The organism is Kribbella sp. NPDC051718 (assembly GCF_040681515.1).
Lineage (GTDB): Bacteria > Actinomycetota > Actinomycetes > Propionibacteriales > Kribbellaceae > Kribbella.
Genome location: NZ_JBFAYZ010000006.1, coordinates 164,629 through 180,104, shown reverse-complemented (window position 1 = coordinate 180,104; position 15,476 = coordinate 164,629). Strand labels below are relative to the sequence as shown.

The following is a 15,476-nucleotide window of genomic DNA, read 5'->3' as shown; positions in this document are numbered from 1 at the left end:
CCGAGATTCTGCCTGCCTACGCCTGAAAGGGATGTCCTGAGCGCCTTGGACCCGCGGTCCCCACTCGTGATCGATACCCACGAGCTGTCACGCCGCGCCGGGTCTCAGCGCGAAGTCTCCTTTACGGCACCGGCACCGGCCGACCTCGGTATCGACGTGATCGGCGTTCCCGAAGGCGACCCGATCCAGTTCGATCTGCGACTGGAAGCGGTGGTCGAGGGGGTGCTCGTGTCCGGTTCGGCCAGTGGCCGGCTGGTCGGGGAGTGCGCGCGGTGCCTGGTCGATGTCGAGGACGAGTTCCTCGCCGACGTCCAGGAGCTGTACGTCTACCCGGAGAGCGACGCCGAGCCGGACGAGGCCAGCCGGATGGAGGGCGATCTGATCGACCTCGAGCCGGCGTTGAGGGACCAGGTGGTGCTCGCGCTGCCGTTCCAGCCCTTGTGTTCGGACGACTGCCTTGGTCTGTGCCCCGAGTGTGGGGTGCGACTGGAGGACGAGCCCGGCCACAAGCACGAGGACGGTGCCGATCCCCGCTGGACCGCTCTGCAGGGCCTGCTCGGGCAGGATGAGAAGAAGTAGTACCAGCAGTTCCTGAAAGCTTTTCCCAAGTCACCAGCCAGCCGGCCGGGTCGCAAGCCCCCGGCCGAACCGAGGAGTCATAACCGTGGCCGTTCCGAAGCGGAAGATGTCGCGCAGCAACACCCGGAACCGCCGGGCCCAGTGGAAGGCCACCGCGCCTTCGCTGGTCACCTGCGTGAACCCCGCCTGCCGCGCGAAGCACCTGCAGCACACCGTGTGCCCCACCTGCGGCCAGTACGGCGCCAAGGGTGAGCGTCGCCAGGTCGTCGAGAGCTAAACGGCACCACCCAGTGAACTCTGCCAACGAATCGGGGCTCTACGCCGAGCTGAACCAGCGGCTCGGCGTATCGCTGGCTGACAATTTACTGGAGCACGCCTTCACCCACCGTTCGTTCGCGTACGAGAACGGTGGGTTGCCGACCAATGAGCGACTGGAGTTCCTCGGGGACTCCGTGCTCGGCGTCATCGTCACGGAGTCGTTGTTCCGCAACCATCCGGACCTCTCCGAGGGCCGGCTCGCCAAGCTGCGCGCCGCTGTGGTCAACATGCGCGCCCTGGCGGGTGTCGCTCGCGAGCTGAAGCTGGGTAAGTACCTTCGGCTCGGGCGTGGCGAGGAAGCCACCGGCGGGCGGGACAAGTCGTCGATCCTGGCCGACTGCGTCGAGGCACTGATCGGGGCGGTCTACCTCGATCGTGGGTTCGAGGTGGCCGGCGGGGTCGTGCACACGCTGTTCGACGAGCTGATGGAGTCGTCGGCGCGGCTGGGCGCGGGCCTGGACTGGAAGACCAGCCTGCAAGAGCTGGTGGCCCAGTTGGGTGTCGGCGTACCGGAGTACGTGATCGCCGAGTCCGGTCCCGACCACGCCAAGACGTTCGAGGCGCGGGTGCGGATCGGTTCGGACACCTACGGGCACGGCATCGGCCGGAGCAAGAAGGAAGCCGAGCAGCAAGCCGCCGAGACCGCCTGGAAGGCGCTCAGGGCAGCCCACCCCGACAGCATCGACCCGTCCACCCAGCCGTAAGTGCCTGAGCTACCCGAGGTAGAGGTCGTTCGCCGCGGACTCGCGGATTTCACCGCCGGGCGGACGATCGACGCCGTCGAAGTACTGCATCCACGTCCGGTCCGGCGGCATCTCGCCGGGCCGGACGATTTCGTCGCGCTGCTCAAGGGGCAGACGTTCGCGGCCCCGGCGCGGCGCGGGAAGTACCTGTGGCTGCCGCTGGAGTCCGGGGACGCCGTCCTGGCGCACCTGGGGATGAGCGGGCAGTTCCGGGTGCAGCCGGTCGGGGCGCCGGACGAGAAGCACCTGCGGATCCGTTTCCGGTTCGCCGACGACGGCGGAGAGGTCCGTTTTCTGGACCAGCGGATGTTCGGTGGTCTGTCGTACTCCGAGGGCGGCGCCGAACTGCCCGCGGAGATCGCGCACATCGCCCGGGATCCGTTCGATCCCTTGTTCGACGAGGCGCTTTTCGTCAGCTCCTTGCGCCGGAAGAAAACCGGCTTGAAACGGGCGTTGCTGGACCAGACCCTGGTCAGCGGTATCGGGAACATCTATGCCGACGAGGCTTTGTGGCGCGCGAAGCTGCATTACGCCAAGGCGACCGAGACGATGAAACCCTTACAGGCAAGGGAAATCCTCGGTCATGCCAAGGCGGTGATGGGTGAGGCGCTGGCTGTCGGCGGGACCAGCTTCGATGCCCTGTATGTCAACGTGAACGGGGAATCCGGCTATTTCGAGCGGGGTCTCGCGGTCTACGGCCAAGAGGATTCGCCTTGCCCGCGAGACGGCCGCCCGATCCGTCGCGAACCGTTCATGAACCGTTCCTCGTTCCGCTGCCCGAAGTGCCAGCCGGTACCGCGACACGCCCGGTGGTGAGCGGGAAATAGTTAATTCCAGTAGCCCAGGTTGACCCAACCGGATCCCGGTGTCACCCTGAAAGACGGCACACAATTCTGCGCTCCGCGGACCCCAGGGGCGCCAAACCTGCCAGAACCCTTCCGGAGGACAGCACAATGGCCAAGGCTCTTTTAGGGCACCTTGGAGGCACTGACCCGCGCATGCTCGAGCAGGTTCGTCTGCTCAACCGGCGTGTCGCCGATCTGGAGGCGCACGTGATGCGCCTGCAGGCTGAGAACGACCACCTGGTCGCAGCCGTACACGACGGACGTCTGCTCACGGTAGACGAGGCTCTGCGCGAGCCCGCTTCGGTCTGACCTAGCCGAAGCCGCACCACCTTTACCGACCGCACCACACACGGCGGCGGCCCCCGTCCGGGCCTCCGCCGCGTTTTGCTGCAGATTCAGCGCGTCCGCTCGAAGTACAGTGATGAGTGGAACTACTTCCCCCGGTAGCGGCAGCGTCACAGGGCGTCAAGTGACGCGATTGCGGTTATGACGGTTCCTTTCGGTATCGTCTGTCCTTTCACGGGTTGGGAGCAATCGCTTTGTACCTCAAGAGCATGACGCTCCGAGGCTTCAAGTCGTTCGCGTCGGCCACGACGATGAACTTCGAACCGGGGATCACCTGCATCGTCGGGCCCAACGGTTCCGGCAAGTCCAACGTCGTCGACGGTCTCGCCTGGGTGATGGGCGAGCAGGGCGTCAAGTCGCTGCGTGGCGGCAAGATGGAGGACGTCATCTTCGCCGGCACCTCCGGCCGCGCCCCGCTGGGCCGCGCCGAGGTCGTGCTGACCATCGACAACACCGACGGCGCGCTGCCGATCGACTACACCGAGGTCACCATCTCGCGGACGATGTTCCGCAACGGCGGCTCGGACTACCAGATCAACGGCCAGAACTGCCGGCTGCTGGACGTCCAGGAGCTGCTCAGCGACTCCGGTATCGGCCGTGAGATGCACGTCATCGTCGGCCAGGGCCAGCTCGACTCGATCCTGCGCGCCACCCCCGAGGGTCGCCGCGGCTTCGTCGAGGAGGCCGCCGGTGTCCTCAAGCACCGCAAGCGCAAGGAGAAGGCGCTCCGCAAGCTGGAGTCGACCGAGGGCAACGTGCACCGGCTCGGCGACCTGATCGCCGAGATCCGTCGCCAGCTGAAGCCGCTCGGGCGCCAGGCGGAGGTGGCTCGCCGGGCGGTGACGATCCAGGCCGAGGTCCGTGACGGCCGCTCCCGGCTGCTCGCCGACGACATCGTGCAGGCCCAGTCCGCGCTCGAGGCCGAGCTCAAGGACGAGGCGGCGCTGACCGAGAAGCGTGCCCAGATCGAGGCCGCCCTGCGCGAGGCGCGGGAGATGGAGGCCGAGCTGGAGGATGCGCTGCGGACCGACGCGCCGGCCCTGCAGGCCGCCCAGGACACCTGGTACTCGCTGTCCGGCTTCGGCGAGAAGATCAAGGGCACCGCCCGGATCGCCGCCGACCGGATCCGCTCGCTCAACGACGAGGCCGAGGAGTCCCGCAGCGGACGCGACCCCGAGGAGCTCGAGCTGGAGGCAGCCCGGGTCCGCGAGACCGAGGCGCAGATCGAGGCCGAGGTCGAGGCGCATTCCGAGCTCTTGCAGCAGGCGATCGAGCACCGGCAGCAGCTGGAAGCCCAGCACGCCGAGGAGGAGCGCCGGATCGCGGCGCTGATCCGGGCCGCCGCCGACCGTCGCGAGGGCCTGGCCCGGCTGACCGGCCAGGTGAACGCGCTGAAGAGTCGCGCGGCCGCCGCCGAGTCCGAGATCGGCCGGCTCGCCACCAACCAGCGGGAGGCCGAGGCACGGGCTGCCAAGGCGCAACACGACTTCACTGCTCTGGAGACCCAGGTCGCCGGCCTCGACGCCGGTGAGCGCGGTCTGGACGAGGAGTACGAGGCAGCCCAGAGCGTCCTGGACGAGCTGGATGAGCGCCTTACCAAGCTCCGCGCCGAGGAGCGCGACGCCGAGCGGGAGCGCGCCGGGCTGACCGCCCGCAAGGGCGCCCTGGAGATGGGCCTCAACCGCAAGGACGGCGCCGGCGCCCTGCTGGCCGCCTCTGAGCAGATCACCGGCCTGATGGGCTCCGTGGCGGCCCTGCTGAGCGTCCGCGCCGGCTATGAGACCGCTATCGCCGCAGCACTGGGCGAGGCGGCCGACGCTGTCGCAGTGACCCACACGCAGGCCGCTCTGAACGCTGTCGGGCACCTCAAGGAGCACGACCTCGGCCGTGCCGGGCTGCTCCTCGGAGACGCCCCGGCCGACGACTACTCCAGCTGGCCCTCTCTGCCGTACGGCGCGACGTACGCGGTCGACGTGGTCGACTGCCCCGAGACGCTGCGCCCGGCACTCCGCCGACTGCTCCGCAAGGTGGCTGTGGTCGAGGACGTACCGGCTGCGCGCTCGCTGGTGCAGCACCTGCCCGACGTCACCACGGCCACCCGCGCGGGCGACGTACTGGGTGCCCACTTCGCGTACGGCGGGTCTGACGCGGCGCCGAGCCTGATCGAGGTGCAGTCGGCCGTCGACGAGGCATCCGAGAAGCTGACCGAGGCCACTGCCCGGAGCGAGCGGCTGCGGTTCGAGCTGGCCGCGATGGAGCGTGAGCGGGGGAGCCAGAAGGAGTCCGTCGAGATCGCGCTGGCCCGGCTGCACGAGTCGGACGCGTCGATGGCCGCCGTGGCCGAGCAGCTGGCTCAGTTCGGATCGCTGGCGAAGGCGTCCCGCGGTGAGGCCCAGCGGATGGCTGAGGCGATCGCCGCGGCGGCTGAGGAGCGGGACAAGAACCTGTCCGGCCTCGCCGACCTGGAGAAGCGACTCAGCGACGTCGAGCAGTACGGCGACGAAGACGGCGACGAGCCCGACCCCACCGAGCGTGACCGGCTCGCCGAGGCGGCCAAGGCCGGCCGTGCGGGCGAAATGGAAGCCCGGCTCGCACTGCGGACCACTGAGGAGCGTGCGCGGGCCCTGTCCGGCCGAGCCGACTCACTGGAGCGTGCGGCTCGCCAGGAGCGGGAGGCCCGGGCTCGGGCGATCGCCAGAGCGACCCGGCGGGCACGGCAATCCCAGGCCGCGCAGGCGGTCCACCTGGCTGCCGGTCACGTGCTGGCTCGCCTGGAGAACTCACTGAAGCTTGCGGCGACCGAGCGGTCGGCCATCCAGGCTCAGCGGGCCGAGCGGGAGACGGCGCTGGCACAGGCGCGCTCCGCGACTCGCAACCTGAGCAGTGAGCTGGAGCAGCTCACCAACACCGTCCACCGCGATGCGCTGGCCCGGGCCGAGCAGAAGATGCGCTTGGAAGCCCTGTACGAGAAGGCGCTGAGCGAGCTGGGTACCGAGGTGGAGGCGCTGGTCGCGGAGTACGGACCGGATCAGCTGGTACCGCCGCTGGTGAAGGATGGCGACGAGAACACGCTCGAGCTCGAGGGTGAGCCGTTCGACCGGGTGAAGGTGCAGAAGCGGCTCAAGACGGCGGAGCGCGCGCTCGGCCAGCTGGGGCGGATCAACCCGCTCGCGCTGGAGGAGTTCGACGCGATGGAGGAGCGGCACCGCTTCCTCGCCGAGCAGCTCGAGGACCTGAAGAAGTCCCGCCGCGACCTGATGGACATCGTGAAAGAGGTCAACGACCGGGTCGAGCAGGTCTTCACCGAGGCCTACCGCGACGTCGAGGTCGCCTTCGAACACGTCTTCAGCCGGCTGTTCCCCGGCGGCGAGGGCCGGCTCGTGCTGACCGACCCCGACGACATGCTCAACACCGGTATCGACGTCGAGGCACGTCCGCCCGGCAAGAAGGTCAAGCGCCTCTCACTGCTGTCCGGTGGCGAGCGCTCGCTGGTGGCGGTCGCCTTCCTGGTCGCCCTCTTCAAGGCCCGGCCCTCGCCGTTCTACATCCTCGACGAGGTCGAAGCAGCCCTCGACGACACCAACCTCGGCCGCCTCCTGGAGATCTACGAAGAACTCCGCGAGAACAGCCAGCTCCTGGTCATCACCCACCAGAAGCGCACCATGGAGGTAGCCGACGCCCTCTACGGCGTCACCATGCGCGGCGACGGCGTCTCCGCGGTGATCAGCCAAAGAATCCGCGAACCCGAACCGGCGTAGCGCCGCGTGTCTCACGGGGCTACACTCGTCTCATGAAGATCATCACTCAACGCGAGTTCCGGAATCATTCCGCTGCGGTGATGGACTCCGTCGAGGCGGGGGAGACCTATCACATCACCCGGAACGGGACCGAGGTCGCGGAGTTGCGCCCGCTGGGTCGCCGGCGACGGTTGACGGCTGAAGAGCTGGTCGCACGGCATCGACGGTTGCCCCGGGTGGACTCCGAGCGGCTACGCCAGGAGGCTGATGAGTTCTTCGGCGGCGACGACCGGGTTGGTGACGATCCGGCGGGTGACCCTTGGATGCGCGACCGTGGCTGATTCGCTGGACACTGGCGTACTGGACACCTGCGCATACATCGATCTCGGCTTGTTGGACGCCAGCCGTCTCCCGGAGTACCCGGAGCTCACCGCTGTAACGCTGGCGGAGCTGCATCAAGGTGTCGCGATGGCCAAGGATTCGGCGACCAGGGCGGCTCGGACCGAGTTGCTCGGAGCGGCTGTGTCCGACTTCGACCCATTGCCATTCGATGGTGAGGCGGCTGCTCGCTACGGCACCCTGGTGGCCTTGGCGATTTCGGCCGGGCGAGACCCGCGGCCGCGGCGGATGGATCTGATGATCGGCGCCATCGCTTCGACCAGAGGTTTGCCGCTGTACACGCGCAATGCCAAGGACTTCAAGGGACTCGAGGATGTGTTGACCGTCGTGGCGATCTGATCGCCGGGCTGCGTCGGCAGGAGGGCGGCCTACTTGACAGTCTTAAGACGGGCGGTCATATTGGTGGCATGGCAAGGCGGAGTATGCGGGAAGAGATTGTCGAGGCGGCGCTGGCTCAGTTTCATGAGCGGGGGTTCAATGCGGCGGCGGTGAAGGACATCACGGATCGGGCCGGGGTTCCGAAGGGGTCGTTCTACAACCACTTCGAGAGTAAGGAAGCGCTCGCGATCGTGGCGCTGGAGCGGTACGGCGAGGGGCGGCGGCTGATGGATCTGGCCGACAAGTCGGTCGAGCCGGTGGCCAGGATTCGTCAGCACTTCGAGTTCCTGCGGGATGAAGTGATCAGCTTCGGGATCACTCGTGGATGCCTGCTGGGCAACTTCGGGACCGAGATCGTCGACCACAGTGAGCCGATCCGGGTGGGCGTACGGACCGGGCTGGAGTACTGGAGTGGGCTGCTCGCCGGTGCGATCACCGAGGGGCAGGAGGCCGGCAGTATCCGCAAGGAGCTCAATGCGGATCAGACGGCGCGCTACCTGCTCAGTGCCTGGGAAGGAACCCTGATCCAGGCGCGCGCCTTCAAGTCGACGGAACCCTTCGAGAGTTTCTTCAGCATCACCTTCGCCAGCCTGTTCAAGGGCTGACACCGAACCCCTCGAGTGCCGAGGGGTTCTCTTTTGACCAGTTCAAGATGACCGACCGTCTTAGGAGCGCAACCATGACCACCTATCGCGCGGTGCACGCCACCGAGGGCGTCTTCAGCCTGGCCGAGCGTGAACTCACCGACCCCGGACCGGGCCAGGTCCGGATCGCCGTCGAGGCCTGCGGCATCTGCCACAGCGACGTCGTCGGGGTCGAGAACCTCTACCACCACCACGAGGTCGGTACGCCGATCATCCCCGGCCACGAGGTGGTCGGCCGGGTCGACGCCCTCGGTGCCGGCGTCACCACCTGGAGCGTCGGCCAGCGGGTCGGCGTCGGGTACTTCGGCGGCCACTGCGGCGTCTGCGAGTCCTGCCGGCGGGGTGAGTTCGTCTACTGCACCGACCAGGCGATCCTCGGCGACTCGATCGACGGCGGCTACGCGGAGTACGTGACGACTCGGGCGACCGGGCTGGTCGCAGTACCGGACGAGTTCGACGCAGTCGAGGCCGCGCCGCTGCTGTGTGCCGGTATCACCGTCTACAACGCGCTGCGCAAGGCGAGCCTCTGGCCCGGCGACCTGGTCGCCATCCAGGGCATCGGCGGACTCGGCCACCTGGCCATCCAGTACGCCGCCAAGCTCGGCCTTCGCGTTGTCGCCATCGCCCGCGGCGAGGACAAGCGTGAACTGGCGCTGAAGCTCGGCGCCACCGAGTACATCGACAGCACCGCCGTCGACCAGGCCGCAGCCCTGCAAGCGCTCGGCGGAGCCAAGGTGATCATCCCGACGGCCTCCAGCGGCGCGTCGATGACGCCGCTGCTCGACGGGCTCGCCCGGGGCGGCAAGTTGATCGTCGTCGGTGCGGCGGCGGACCCGATCGAGGTCCCCACCGTGCAACTGCTGTTCGGCAACAAGAGCATCGAGGGGTCGCTCACCGGCACCCCGCTCGAGAACGAGGAGAACCTCGCGTTCAGCCTCGCCCACGACGTCCGGCCGATGGTCGAGCCGGTCGGACTCGAGGACGCCGCCGAGGCGTACGCCCGGATGATGTCCGGCGCCGCCCGCTTCCGCATGGTCCTCGACCTCAAGCGCTGACGAAATTCAAGAGGGGACAGAGATATGAGCAAGCTGATTCTGAACGCCATCGGTGACATCGACAAGGACATCGCGCTCGTCACCGATCCGGAGCTGACGATCGGCGCCGACCAGGTGCTGGTCGCGATCGAGGCCGCGGTGATCAACCCGGTCGACCTGATGATTGCCGCGGGCACCTATGGGTTCCAGGCCAAGCCGCCGTTCGCGCTCGGTACCGAGGGCGTCGGCCGGGTGACCGCCGCGGGGGCGTCGGTCGACCAGGCGCTGGTCGGCCGCCGGGTGGTCATCCTGCCGAACTACCAGCAGGGCACCTGGGCCGACCAGGTGGTGGTGGCCGCGAGCAACGTAGTACCGGTGACGGACGAGGGTGACCCCGCGCAGCTCGCGATGGTCGCCACCAATCCGTTGACCGCGCACCTCATGCTCACCCGATACGTCGACCTGCAGCCGGGGGACTGGATCGGCCAGAACCTGGGCAGCTCGACCGTCGGGCAGTACGTGCTCGGCCTTGCCAAGCAGGCTGGGCTGAAGGTACTCAGTGTCGTCCGCAGCGAGGCGGCGGCGGATCGCCTCCGGCGTCAGGGCGCCGGTCTAGTGGTTGTCGATGGCAACGATCTGGCGGAGCGGATCCAGGCCGAGCTCGGTGGGCAGCAGCTCAAGCTGGTGCTCGACGGTACCGGGGATGCCACCACCAGTGCGCTGGCGTCGGCGTTGGAGTTCGAGGGGACCGTCGTCAGCTACTCGTCCGTCACCGGGCAGCCGGTGCCGGTCGGGTTGGGCGACTCCATCTACCGGCAGGTCAAGCTGCGGGGGATCTGGATCGTCAACTGGCTGCAGAACTCCACGCCGGAGGAGATCGCCTCGACGTACGCCGAGCTGGCCGAACTGGTTGCCCAGGGCGTGCTCAGCGCCGAGGTCGAGGCCACCTACCCGGTGGCCGAGTACCGCAAGGCGCTCGACCACCACCGGCAGCCCGGCCGGACCGGGAAGATCGTCTTCAGGCCGTGATCGTCATCGACGCGATCTGATCGTCCTGTACGTCGAAAGTGAAGTGTGAGGGCCCGTTGAAGCCGTCGCCACCCACCTGGGTGGCGACGGTGACCGGGTTTCCGGGCGTGGACACCTCCGTGCCGGTGAAGGTGACGTTCTTACCGATGAACTCGCCGTCGCTCCAGGACCGGATCCGCTCCGGGCCGCGGAACTGCCGGCCCCAGTCGTCGACGAATCCGTCCGGTGCGAACGCCGCGACGAAGGCGTCCGCGTCGAGGGCGTCGACCGCGGCCAGTACGCGCCGGACAGCGGCCGGCAGATTCTCCTGAGTGCTCATAACGTAAAGATAACCAGGCATTGCGGCTTGAACCGGTTGGGCTACCTGTCCGTGTGGATGGTGTCGAACAGACACACAATCCAAGGGAGCAGGATCATGAAGCGCTTTGCCATCGTCGTCGGAACGACGGTCCTCGGACTGTCCGCCCTCACCGCGTGCGGTGGCGGCTACGACAAGCCCGCGGCGGCCCCGAACAACCCCGCCAGCGCAGGCGCCGCGGCCAAGCTGGCCACCGCGAACGTCGGCGACTTCGGCAAGGTCGTCGTCGACGGCACCGGCCGGACGCTGTACGTGTTCGACAACGACACCTCCGACCCGTCGAAGTCGAACTGCGACGGCGGCTGCGCGGCAATGTGGCCACCGGTGCTCGCCGGGTCAGGTACGCCGCAGGTCGACGGGGTGGACGCGTCCCTCGTCGGTACCGTCGCCCGCAGCGACGGCAGCAAGCAGGTCACGCTGGCCGGACACCCGGTGTACGAGTACGCCAAGGACTCCAAGGCCGGGGAGGCCAAGGGCCAGGCTGTCGGCGGTACCTGGTGGGTCGTCGGCGCGGACGGCAAGAAGATCACCACGGAGGCCTCGTCGGACTCCGGCGCGGGCTACGGCTACTGACCTCCACCGCGATGGCCACCGCCGACTGCTGCGTACTGCAGGGCCCCGCATGGGGTCCTGCGGCGCGATCCCCTATCGTACGATCGACCAAGTCGATCGAGCCTGGGAGGACAGCGGTGGGCGACACGGACCGCCGTCCGGAGACGGCCGAGGCGTTGATCCGCACGCTGTACGCCGAACACGGCCGCAGCCTGCTGGCCTACGCGACCCGGCTGACCGGTGATCGGGCAGCCGCGGAGGACGTCGTACAGGAGACTCTGGTCCGGGCGTGGAAGCACGCCGACGACCTGCTGGACGGCAAGGGGTCGGTGCGGGGCTGGTTGCTGACGGTCGCGCGCAACCTGGTCACCGACCGGGCCAGGGCGCGGGCCGTCCGGCCTGCCGAGGTGGCGGAGGTCGAGGACCGGCCGCCGGTGGAGGGTGATCACTCCGAGTCCGTGGTCAACACCATGGTGGTGATGGACGCACTCGACCAGGTGTCGCCCGAGCATCGCGAGGTACTGGTCCAGCTGTACTACCGCGGCCGGTCTGTGACGGAGGCCGCGAAGGAACTGGGCGTCCCGCCCGGTACCGTGAAATCGAGATCGTATTACGCCCTCCGAGCACTGCGCGCGGTGATGGCAGGACCGGAAGCGGAGGTGGCCCGATGAGCGAGCACGATCACTCGCGGCTCGGCGCCTACGTGCTGGGCGCGCTGGAGCCGGACGAGGTCCGCGAGGTCGACGAGCACCTGGCCGGCTGTGCCGAGGCGCGCGACGAGCTGGCCGGGTTCGAGGAGATGAAGGAGTTCCTCGGCGAGGTACCGCCTGAGGCGTTCCTGGACGGCGCGCCGGAGGACGGTGACCTGCTGCTGCAGCGCACGCTGCGCCAGGTCCGCGCTGAGGCTGAGCCTGTTGGACACCATGTTGCCGAGCATGCCGCTAGTGGCTCGCGCAAGCGGGGTCCGTGGCTACTGGTCGCTGCTGCGGTCGTAGTGGTGGCCGGAGCGCTGGTTGGCGGCGTACTGATCGGCCGCCAGACAGTGGACACCGACGTGGCCGGTACTACGCCTGCCGGCTCCAAGCAGGTCACGGTGACCGATGCGGCCACCAAGGTGAGGATGGCGACCACTGTGGAGCCCCGAGCGGGCTGGAGCTGGATCAACGTCAACCTGACGAACCTGAAGGCCGGTGACCAGTGCGAGATGCTGGTCACCGACAAGAGCGGCAAGACCTACGTGGCCGGCAGCTGGGTCATCTCGGAGAAGGCCGCCAAGGAAGGCAGCCGCTTCGGCGGCGGTGTGCTGGTGCCGATCGACCAGGTGAAGTCGGTGGAGATCAAGACCGTCCAGGGCGAGCACGTAGCCACCACACCGGTCTGAATTCGGTTGTCTCGTCCGAGAGGATGGATAGCGTGAACTACGCGACCACCGAAGCATCCGAGGATCTCCGAGCGCGGCGCAAGGCAGCGGCCGCCGAGTGCACCCGTTGGCTGTCCGGCCGCCGTGTCCCGCCGGCCGACGCGCTGCGGGCGCTCGCGGACGTGGCGACCTCCGACGAGCGGGATGGGTACGGCAACGGCGGTGAAGTCGAGTTGCTCGAGCAGGAAGTCGCCGAGCTGCTCGGTAAGCCTGCTGCAGTCTTCCTGCCCAGTGGGATCCTCGCCCAGCAGAGCGTGCTCCGGGTGTTCGCGGATCGGGCGGGGACGGGGCGTATCGCAGTACACGGGTTGTCCCATTTGCTGCTGCATGAGTTGAACGCGCTGGAGGAGGTACACCACCTCCGGATGGAGCGGATGACGTCTGAGCCGCGGCAGCCTCGGCCGGATGAGTTGGCCGCCATCCCCGGGAAGCTGGCTGCGGTGACGGTGGAGCTGCCGCTGCGCGACGGTGGGTTCGTACTGCCGACCTGGGACGAGCTGGTCGTGTTCGCTGCGGCTTGCGAGGAGCGTGGCGTTCCACTGCACCTGGATGGCGCTCGCCTGTGGGAGAGCACGCCGTACCTGGAGCACAGCCTGGCAGAGGTCGCTGCACTCGCCACTACGGTCTATGTCTCCTTCTACAAGGGACTGGGCGGCTTGAGTGGAGCGGCACTCGCCGGGCCCGAGGACGTGATCGCAGAGGTACGCCGCTGGCAGCGCCGGCTCGGCGGGAACGTCTACACCCTCTTCCCGTACGCCGTGTCCGCGCGCGACGGTCTGCGGACCGTGCTGCCGCAGATGGGTGAACTGCATCAGCGGGCCGTCGAGTTGGCGGAGGCCTTGCAGGGAACGGGATTCCGGGTTTTTCCTGAGCCGCCGCACACCAACTCGTTCCGGGTCTACGCGCCGCGGCCGGCTGGTGAGATGGAGCTGGCCGCAGTACTGCGGATGGAGGCGACTCGGGAGTCGTTGTCGTACACCTGGCAGGCGGCCGACGTCCCCGGATGGTCATGGGTTGAGCTCGTGGTGACGCCGGGAACTCTGCAGTGGCGAATTGATGAAGTCAGCAAGGGTTTCGGGGAACTTCTCGGCGGGTAGGGACGTCCACCTTTTGTGAGGGTTCGGGAAATGCAAGGCATCGGGGAGAAGTAGCAAGTGCTGACGTTCGTTTTGACCATGGTCATCCTGCTGGTCCTGTCAGGGCTCGTCCTGCTGGCAGTCGCTCGAGGTGAAGGCAAGAAGATCGGCCTCTAGATTGGCCTGATGAGACGACTCATCTTTCAGGAATTCGTCACGCTCGACGGGTACGCCGCCGGGCCCGGCGACTCGCTCGACTTCTTCACCTCCGTCACCGATCAGACCGACGACGACAACCTGGCGCTGCTCGAGAGCGTCGACACCATGCTGCTCGGTGCGACGACCTACCGGATCTTCGTCGATTATTGGCCGACGGCAACGGATCGGCTGGCGCCGCGGCTGAACGCGCTGCGCAAGGTGGTCGCTTCGACGACCCTTTCCAGCGCCCCTTGGGGCGAGTGGGAGGCGGGCGAGGTCATGCCTGATGCGGTGGCCGGGGTGCGGGCTATGAAGGCCGAGGAGGGCAAGGACATCGTGTTGTGGGGGAGCATCTCGCTCTTCCACAGCTTGCTGGCGGCGGGACTCGTCGACGAGGTTCAGTTGCGTGTCTGCCCGGTGGTGATCGGTGGCGGCAAGAGTGTGTTCCCCAGCGGGCAGTTCTCGCTGGACCTGATCGAGGCAACTCCCTGGGCGACCAACGGGGTCCTGCTTCGGTATGCGCCTAGCTGACTGCGTGGACGACTGCCTTCACGATCGGTGCTGCAACGGTGAAGGTGGGGACGACCAGTAGGAGTGCGGCGGCGGTGTAGGCGGTGACCGAGAGCAGAGTCGCGTTGGGCGCTGGGTCGGCCAGTCGCTGGACCCTGAGCACGGTGGAGGACTTAGCGGCGGCCAGGCCGGCCTCTGGTGCCGGGGAGCCTGCTAGCGCGACCAGTGCCCTGGCAAGTGGCAGCGGGCCGTTGCGGCGGCGGGCGTCGTCGTCTGCGAGCAGCTCGACCAGTGTGCGGGCCTGGTCGAGTGCTATGTCGCTCCGGACGAAGCGGGGGAAGGCCATGTGGAGTGCTGTGAAGGCCTCGAGCACCAGGTCGTGGCGCGCCCGCAGGTGTGCTTGCTCGTGGGCTAGTACCGCCCGAAGCTCACCGTCGTCGAGCCGGTCGAGTGCACCCACCGACACGATCACCCGGGCGCCGCGTAGCGCCGGCAGGCAGTAGGCCAGCGGTGTCTCCTCGGCCAGCACTCGCAGGCCTGGGATCAGCCCGTCCGGTGTCGCCAGCACGTCGACCAGGTCGCGGTGACGCTTCCTCCGCGCTCTGGTCCCGACGGCGACGCGTCCAACCGCCCAGAGCAGCCGGATGCCGACCAGGGCGGTTAGGCCGAGTACTAGGGCCGCAGCGAGGTCCCGTGGAGACGACGGGTCGAACCGTGGCTCACCCGGCTCGCCGGCCGTCGAGTACGACAATGCGATCCCAGCCCCAAAGGCAGCCAGTACTGCGGCCAGCGCGATCGCCTGCCACAGGGCGACTGCGGCCCGGGGGATCCGGTACGGCCAACTGGCGCGGGCCATGAACGCCGGAACCGGCCCGGTCAGCACCAGGGCCAGTGCAGCGAGCACGAATGGGGCGATCACCCCTCCCGCTCCTCCAGCCGGGCCAGCGCATCCCGGAGCAGCGCGGCCTCCTCGTCACTGACCTGTCCGACGAACCGGACCAGGGCCTCGCGCCTGTCGCCGGCCCGATCTAAGGCGTCCCGCATGAGGTCGGCGGCCAGCTCCTCCCGGGGCGCGGCCGCCTTGTAGCGCCAGGCCTTGCCGTCGCGCTCGCGCTCGGTCAGCCGCTTCTTCGCCAGCCGGTCCAGCACGGTCATCACGGTGGTGTAGGCGAGCTCGCGGGTACCGGACAGCCGCTCGTGCACCTCGCGCACGGTGAGCGCGCCGTCGGCGGCCCAGAGCTGCTCCATCACCAGCCGCTCGAGGTCTCCAAGGGGGCGGGGAGCCTTCTCGTCGGCGGACATGTGGCCAGT

General features: G+C 68.2%; 19 protein-coding genes. 16 read left to right on the top strand and 3 right to left on the bottom strand.

Features of this window, described 5'->3' with window-relative positions; genetic code table 11:
• Positions 1 to 66 precede the first annotated feature (66 nt).
• From AB0M15_RS23420 to AB0M15_RS23370, 11 genes are all read left to right on the top strand, one after another.
• The gene (locus tag AB0M15_RS23420) at positions 67 to 579 is read left to right on the top strand and encodes a YceD family protein (protein ID WP_363822764.1); all 513 of its coding nucleotides are present in this window, start codon (positions 67 to 69) and stop codon (positions 577 to 579) included.
• A gap of 85 nt (positions 580 to 664) precedes the next feature.
• On the top strand, positions 665 to 856 hold the full coding sequence (gene rpmF, locus AB0M15_RS23415) for a 50S ribosomal protein L32 (protein ID WP_270137530.1): 192 nt from the start codon (positions 665 to 667) through the stop codon (positions 854 to 856).
• Positions 857 to 869: 13 nt separating this feature from the next.
• Positions 870 to 1,601, top strand: coding sequence for a ribonuclease III (rnc, locus tag AB0M15_RS23410; RefSeq protein ID WP_363822761.1), 732 nt, complete (start codon positions 870 to 872; stop codon positions 1,599 to 1,601).
• Positions 1,602 to 2,456 (top strand): bifunctional DNA-formamidopyrimidine glycosylase/DNA-(apurinic or apyrimidinic site) lyase, encoded by an 855-nt coding sequence (gene mutM / locus AB0M15_RS23405; protein ID WP_363822758.1) that lies wholly within the window; start codon positions 1,602 to 1,604, stop codon positions 2,454 to 2,456.
• Between the two features lie 182 nt (positions 2,457 to 2,638).
• Positions 2,639 to 2,794 carry a hypothetical protein gene (locus AB0M15_RS23400; RefSeq protein WP_328326390.1) on the top strand — a complete coding sequence of 52 codons (156 nt, stop codon included), beginning with the start codon at positions 2,639 to 2,641 and terminating at the stop codon, positions 2,792 to 2,794.
• A 245-nt stretch (positions 2,795 to 3,039) separates the two neighbouring features.
• The gene (gene smc / locus AB0M15_RS23395) at positions 3,040 to 6,588 is read left to right on the top strand and encodes a chromosome segregation protein SMC (protein ID WP_363822755.1); all 3,549 of its coding nucleotides are present in this window, start codon (positions 3,040 to 3,042) and stop codon (positions 6,586 to 6,588) included.
• A gap of 32 nt (positions 6,589 to 6,620) precedes the next feature.
• The gene (locus AB0M15_RS23390; RefSeq protein WP_363822753.1) at positions 6,621 to 6,908 is read left to right on the top strand and encodes a type II toxin-antitoxin system prevent-host-death family antitoxin; all 288 of its coding nucleotides are present in this window, start codon (positions 6,621 to 6,623) and stop codon (positions 6,906 to 6,908) included.
• Complete coding sequence (locus tag AB0M15_RS23385) at positions 6,901 to 7,305, top strand: type II toxin-antitoxin system VapC family toxin (protein ID WP_363822750.1); 405 nt, start codon at positions 6,901 to 6,903, stop codon at positions 7,303 to 7,305. Before AB0M15_RS23390 ends, AB0M15_RS23385 begins: the two co-directional genes overlap by 8 nt.
• A gap of 68 nt (positions 7,306 to 7,373) precedes the next feature.
• Positions 7,374 to 7,949 carry a TetR family transcriptional regulator C-terminal domain-containing protein gene (locus tag AB0M15_RS23380; protein WP_363822748.1) on the top strand — a complete coding sequence of 192 codons (576 nt, stop codon included), beginning with the start codon at positions 7,374 to 7,376 and terminating at the stop codon, positions 7,947 to 7,949.
• A 74-nt stretch (positions 7,950 to 8,023) separates the two neighbouring features.
• Positions 8,024 to 9,043 carry an alcohol dehydrogenase catalytic domain-containing protein gene (locus tag AB0M15_RS23375; RefSeq protein WP_363822745.1) on the top strand — a complete coding sequence of 340 codons (1,020 nt, stop codon included), beginning with the start codon at positions 8,024 to 8,026 and terminating at the stop codon, positions 9,041 to 9,043.
• 24 nt (positions 9,044 to 9,067) lie between these two features.
• Positions 9,068 to 10,051, top strand: a complete 984-nt coding sequence (locus tag AB0M15_RS23370) for a zinc-dependent alcohol dehydrogenase family protein (RefSeq protein ID WP_363822742.1) — start codon at positions 9,068 to 9,070, stop codon at positions 10,049 to 10,051.
• On the opposite strand, the gene AB0M15_RS23365 is transcribed toward AB0M15_RS23370, so the two are convergent.
• Positions 10,041 to 10,370 carry a nuclear transport factor 2 family protein gene (locus AB0M15_RS23365; protein ID WP_363822740.1) on the bottom strand — a complete coding sequence of 110 codons (330 nt, stop codon included), beginning with the start codon at positions 10,368 to 10,370 and terminating at the stop codon, positions 10,041 to 10,043. The two genes, AB0M15_RS23370 and AB0M15_RS23365, sit on opposite strands and share 11 nt — an antisense overlap.
• A 96-nt stretch (positions 10,371 to 10,466) precedes the next feature.
• Between AB0M15_RS23365 and AB0M15_RS23360 the strand changes: the two genes are divergently transcribed.
• The 5 genes from AB0M15_RS23360 to AB0M15_RS23340 all read left to right on the top strand — a co-directional run bounded on the left by AB0M15_RS23360 (position 10,467) and on the right by AB0M15_RS23340 (position 14,186).
• Positions 10,467 to 10,982, top strand: coding sequence for a hypothetical protein (locus AB0M15_RS23360; protein WP_363822737.1), 516 nt, complete (start codon positions 10,467 to 10,469; stop codon positions 10,980 to 10,982).
• 116 nt (positions 10,983 to 11,098) lie between these two features.
• Positions 11,099 to 11,632 (top strand): sigma-70 family RNA polymerase sigma factor, encoded by a 534-nt coding sequence (locus AB0M15_RS23355; protein ID WP_343963497.1) that lies wholly within the window; start codon positions 11,099 to 11,101, stop codon positions 11,630 to 11,632.
• Positions 11,629 to 12,342 carry a zf-HC2 domain-containing protein gene (locus AB0M15_RS23350; RefSeq protein ID WP_363822733.1) on the top strand — a complete coding sequence of 238 codons (714 nt, stop codon included), beginning with the start codon at positions 11,629 to 11,631 and terminating at the stop codon, positions 12,340 to 12,342. Before AB0M15_RS23355 ends, AB0M15_RS23350 begins: the two co-directional genes overlap by 4 nt.
• 32 nt (positions 12,343 to 12,374) lie before the next feature.
• Entirely contained in the window at positions 12,375 to 13,478 is a 1,104-nt protein-coding gene (locus tag AB0M15_RS23345) for a beta-eliminating lyase-related protein (protein ID WP_363822730.1), read from the top strand.
• 165 nt (positions 13,479 to 13,643) lie between these two features.
• Positions 13,644 to 14,186, top strand: coding sequence for a dihydrofolate reductase family protein (locus tag AB0M15_RS23340; protein WP_363822727.1), 543 nt, complete (start codon positions 13,644 to 13,646; stop codon positions 14,184 to 14,186).
• On the opposite strand, the gene AB0M15_RS23335 is transcribed toward AB0M15_RS23340, so the two are convergent.
• Positions 14,179 to 15,084 carry a M56 family metallopeptidase gene (locus AB0M15_RS23335; RefSeq protein ID WP_363822724.1) on the bottom strand — a complete coding sequence of 302 codons (906 nt, stop codon included), beginning with the start codon at positions 15,082 to 15,084 and terminating at the stop codon, positions 14,179 to 14,181. The genes AB0M15_RS23340 and AB0M15_RS23335 overlap by 8 nt on opposite strands.
• On the bottom strand, positions 15,081 to 15,467 hold the full coding sequence (locus AB0M15_RS23330; RefSeq protein ID WP_363822722.1) for a BlaI/MecI/CopY family transcriptional regulator: 387 nt from the start codon (positions 15,465 to 15,467) through the stop codon (positions 15,081 to 15,083). The genes AB0M15_RS23335 and AB0M15_RS23330 overlap by 4 nt, the downstream gene beginning before the upstream one ends.
• Between the last annotated feature and the right edge of the window lie 9 nt (positions 15,468 to 15,476).

What these genes read in the sequence shown, in the direction of transcription:
- AB0M15_RS23370 (WP_363822742.1), top strand. Translation starts at nt 9,068, where the DNA reads ATGAGCAAGCTGATTCTGAACGCCATCGGTGACATCGACAAGGACATC.
- AB0M15_RS23330 (WP_363822722.1), bottom strand. Translation starts at nt 15,467, where the DNA reads ATGTCCGCCGACGAGAAGGCTCCCCGCCCCCTTGGAGACCTCGAGCGG.
- smc (WP_363822755.1), top strand. Translation starts at nt 3,040, where the DNA reads ATGACGCTCCGAGGCTTCAAGTCGTTCGCGTCGGCCACGACGATGAAC.
- AB0M15_RS23390 (WP_363822753.1), top strand. Translation starts at nt 6,621, where the DNA reads ATGAAGATCATCACTCAACGCGAGTTCCGGAATCATTCCGCTGCGGTG.
- AB0M15_RS23350 (WP_363822733.1), top strand. Translation starts at nt 11,629, where the DNA reads ATGAGCGAGCACGATCACTCGCGGCTCGGCGCCTACGTGCTGGGCGCG.
- AB0M15_RS23375 (WP_363822745.1), top strand. Translation starts at nt 8,024, where the DNA reads ATGACCACCTATCGCGCGGTGCACGCCACCGAGGGCGTCTTCAGCCTG.
- AB0M15_RS23400 (WP_328326390.1), top strand. Translation starts at nt 2,639, where the DNA reads ATGCTCGAGCAGGTTCGTCTGCTCAACCGGCGTGTCGCCGATCTGGAG.
- AB0M15_RS23340 (WP_363822727.1), top strand. Translation starts at nt 13,644, where the DNA reads ATGAGACGACTCATCTTTCAGGAATTCGTCACGCTCGACGGGTACGCC.
- AB0M15_RS23365 (WP_363822740.1), bottom strand. Translation starts at nt 10,370, where the DNA reads ATGAGCACTCAGGAGAATCTGCCGGCCGCTGTCCGGCGCGTACTGGCC.
- AB0M15_RS23360 (WP_363822737.1), top strand. Translation starts at nt 10,467, where the DNA reads ATGAAGCGCTTTGCCATCGTCGTCGGAACGACGGTCCTCGGACTGTCC.
- AB0M15_RS23380 (WP_363822748.1), top strand. Translation starts at nt 7,374, where the DNA reads ATGGCAAGGCGGAGTATGCGGGAAGAGATTGTCGAGGCGGCGCTGGCT.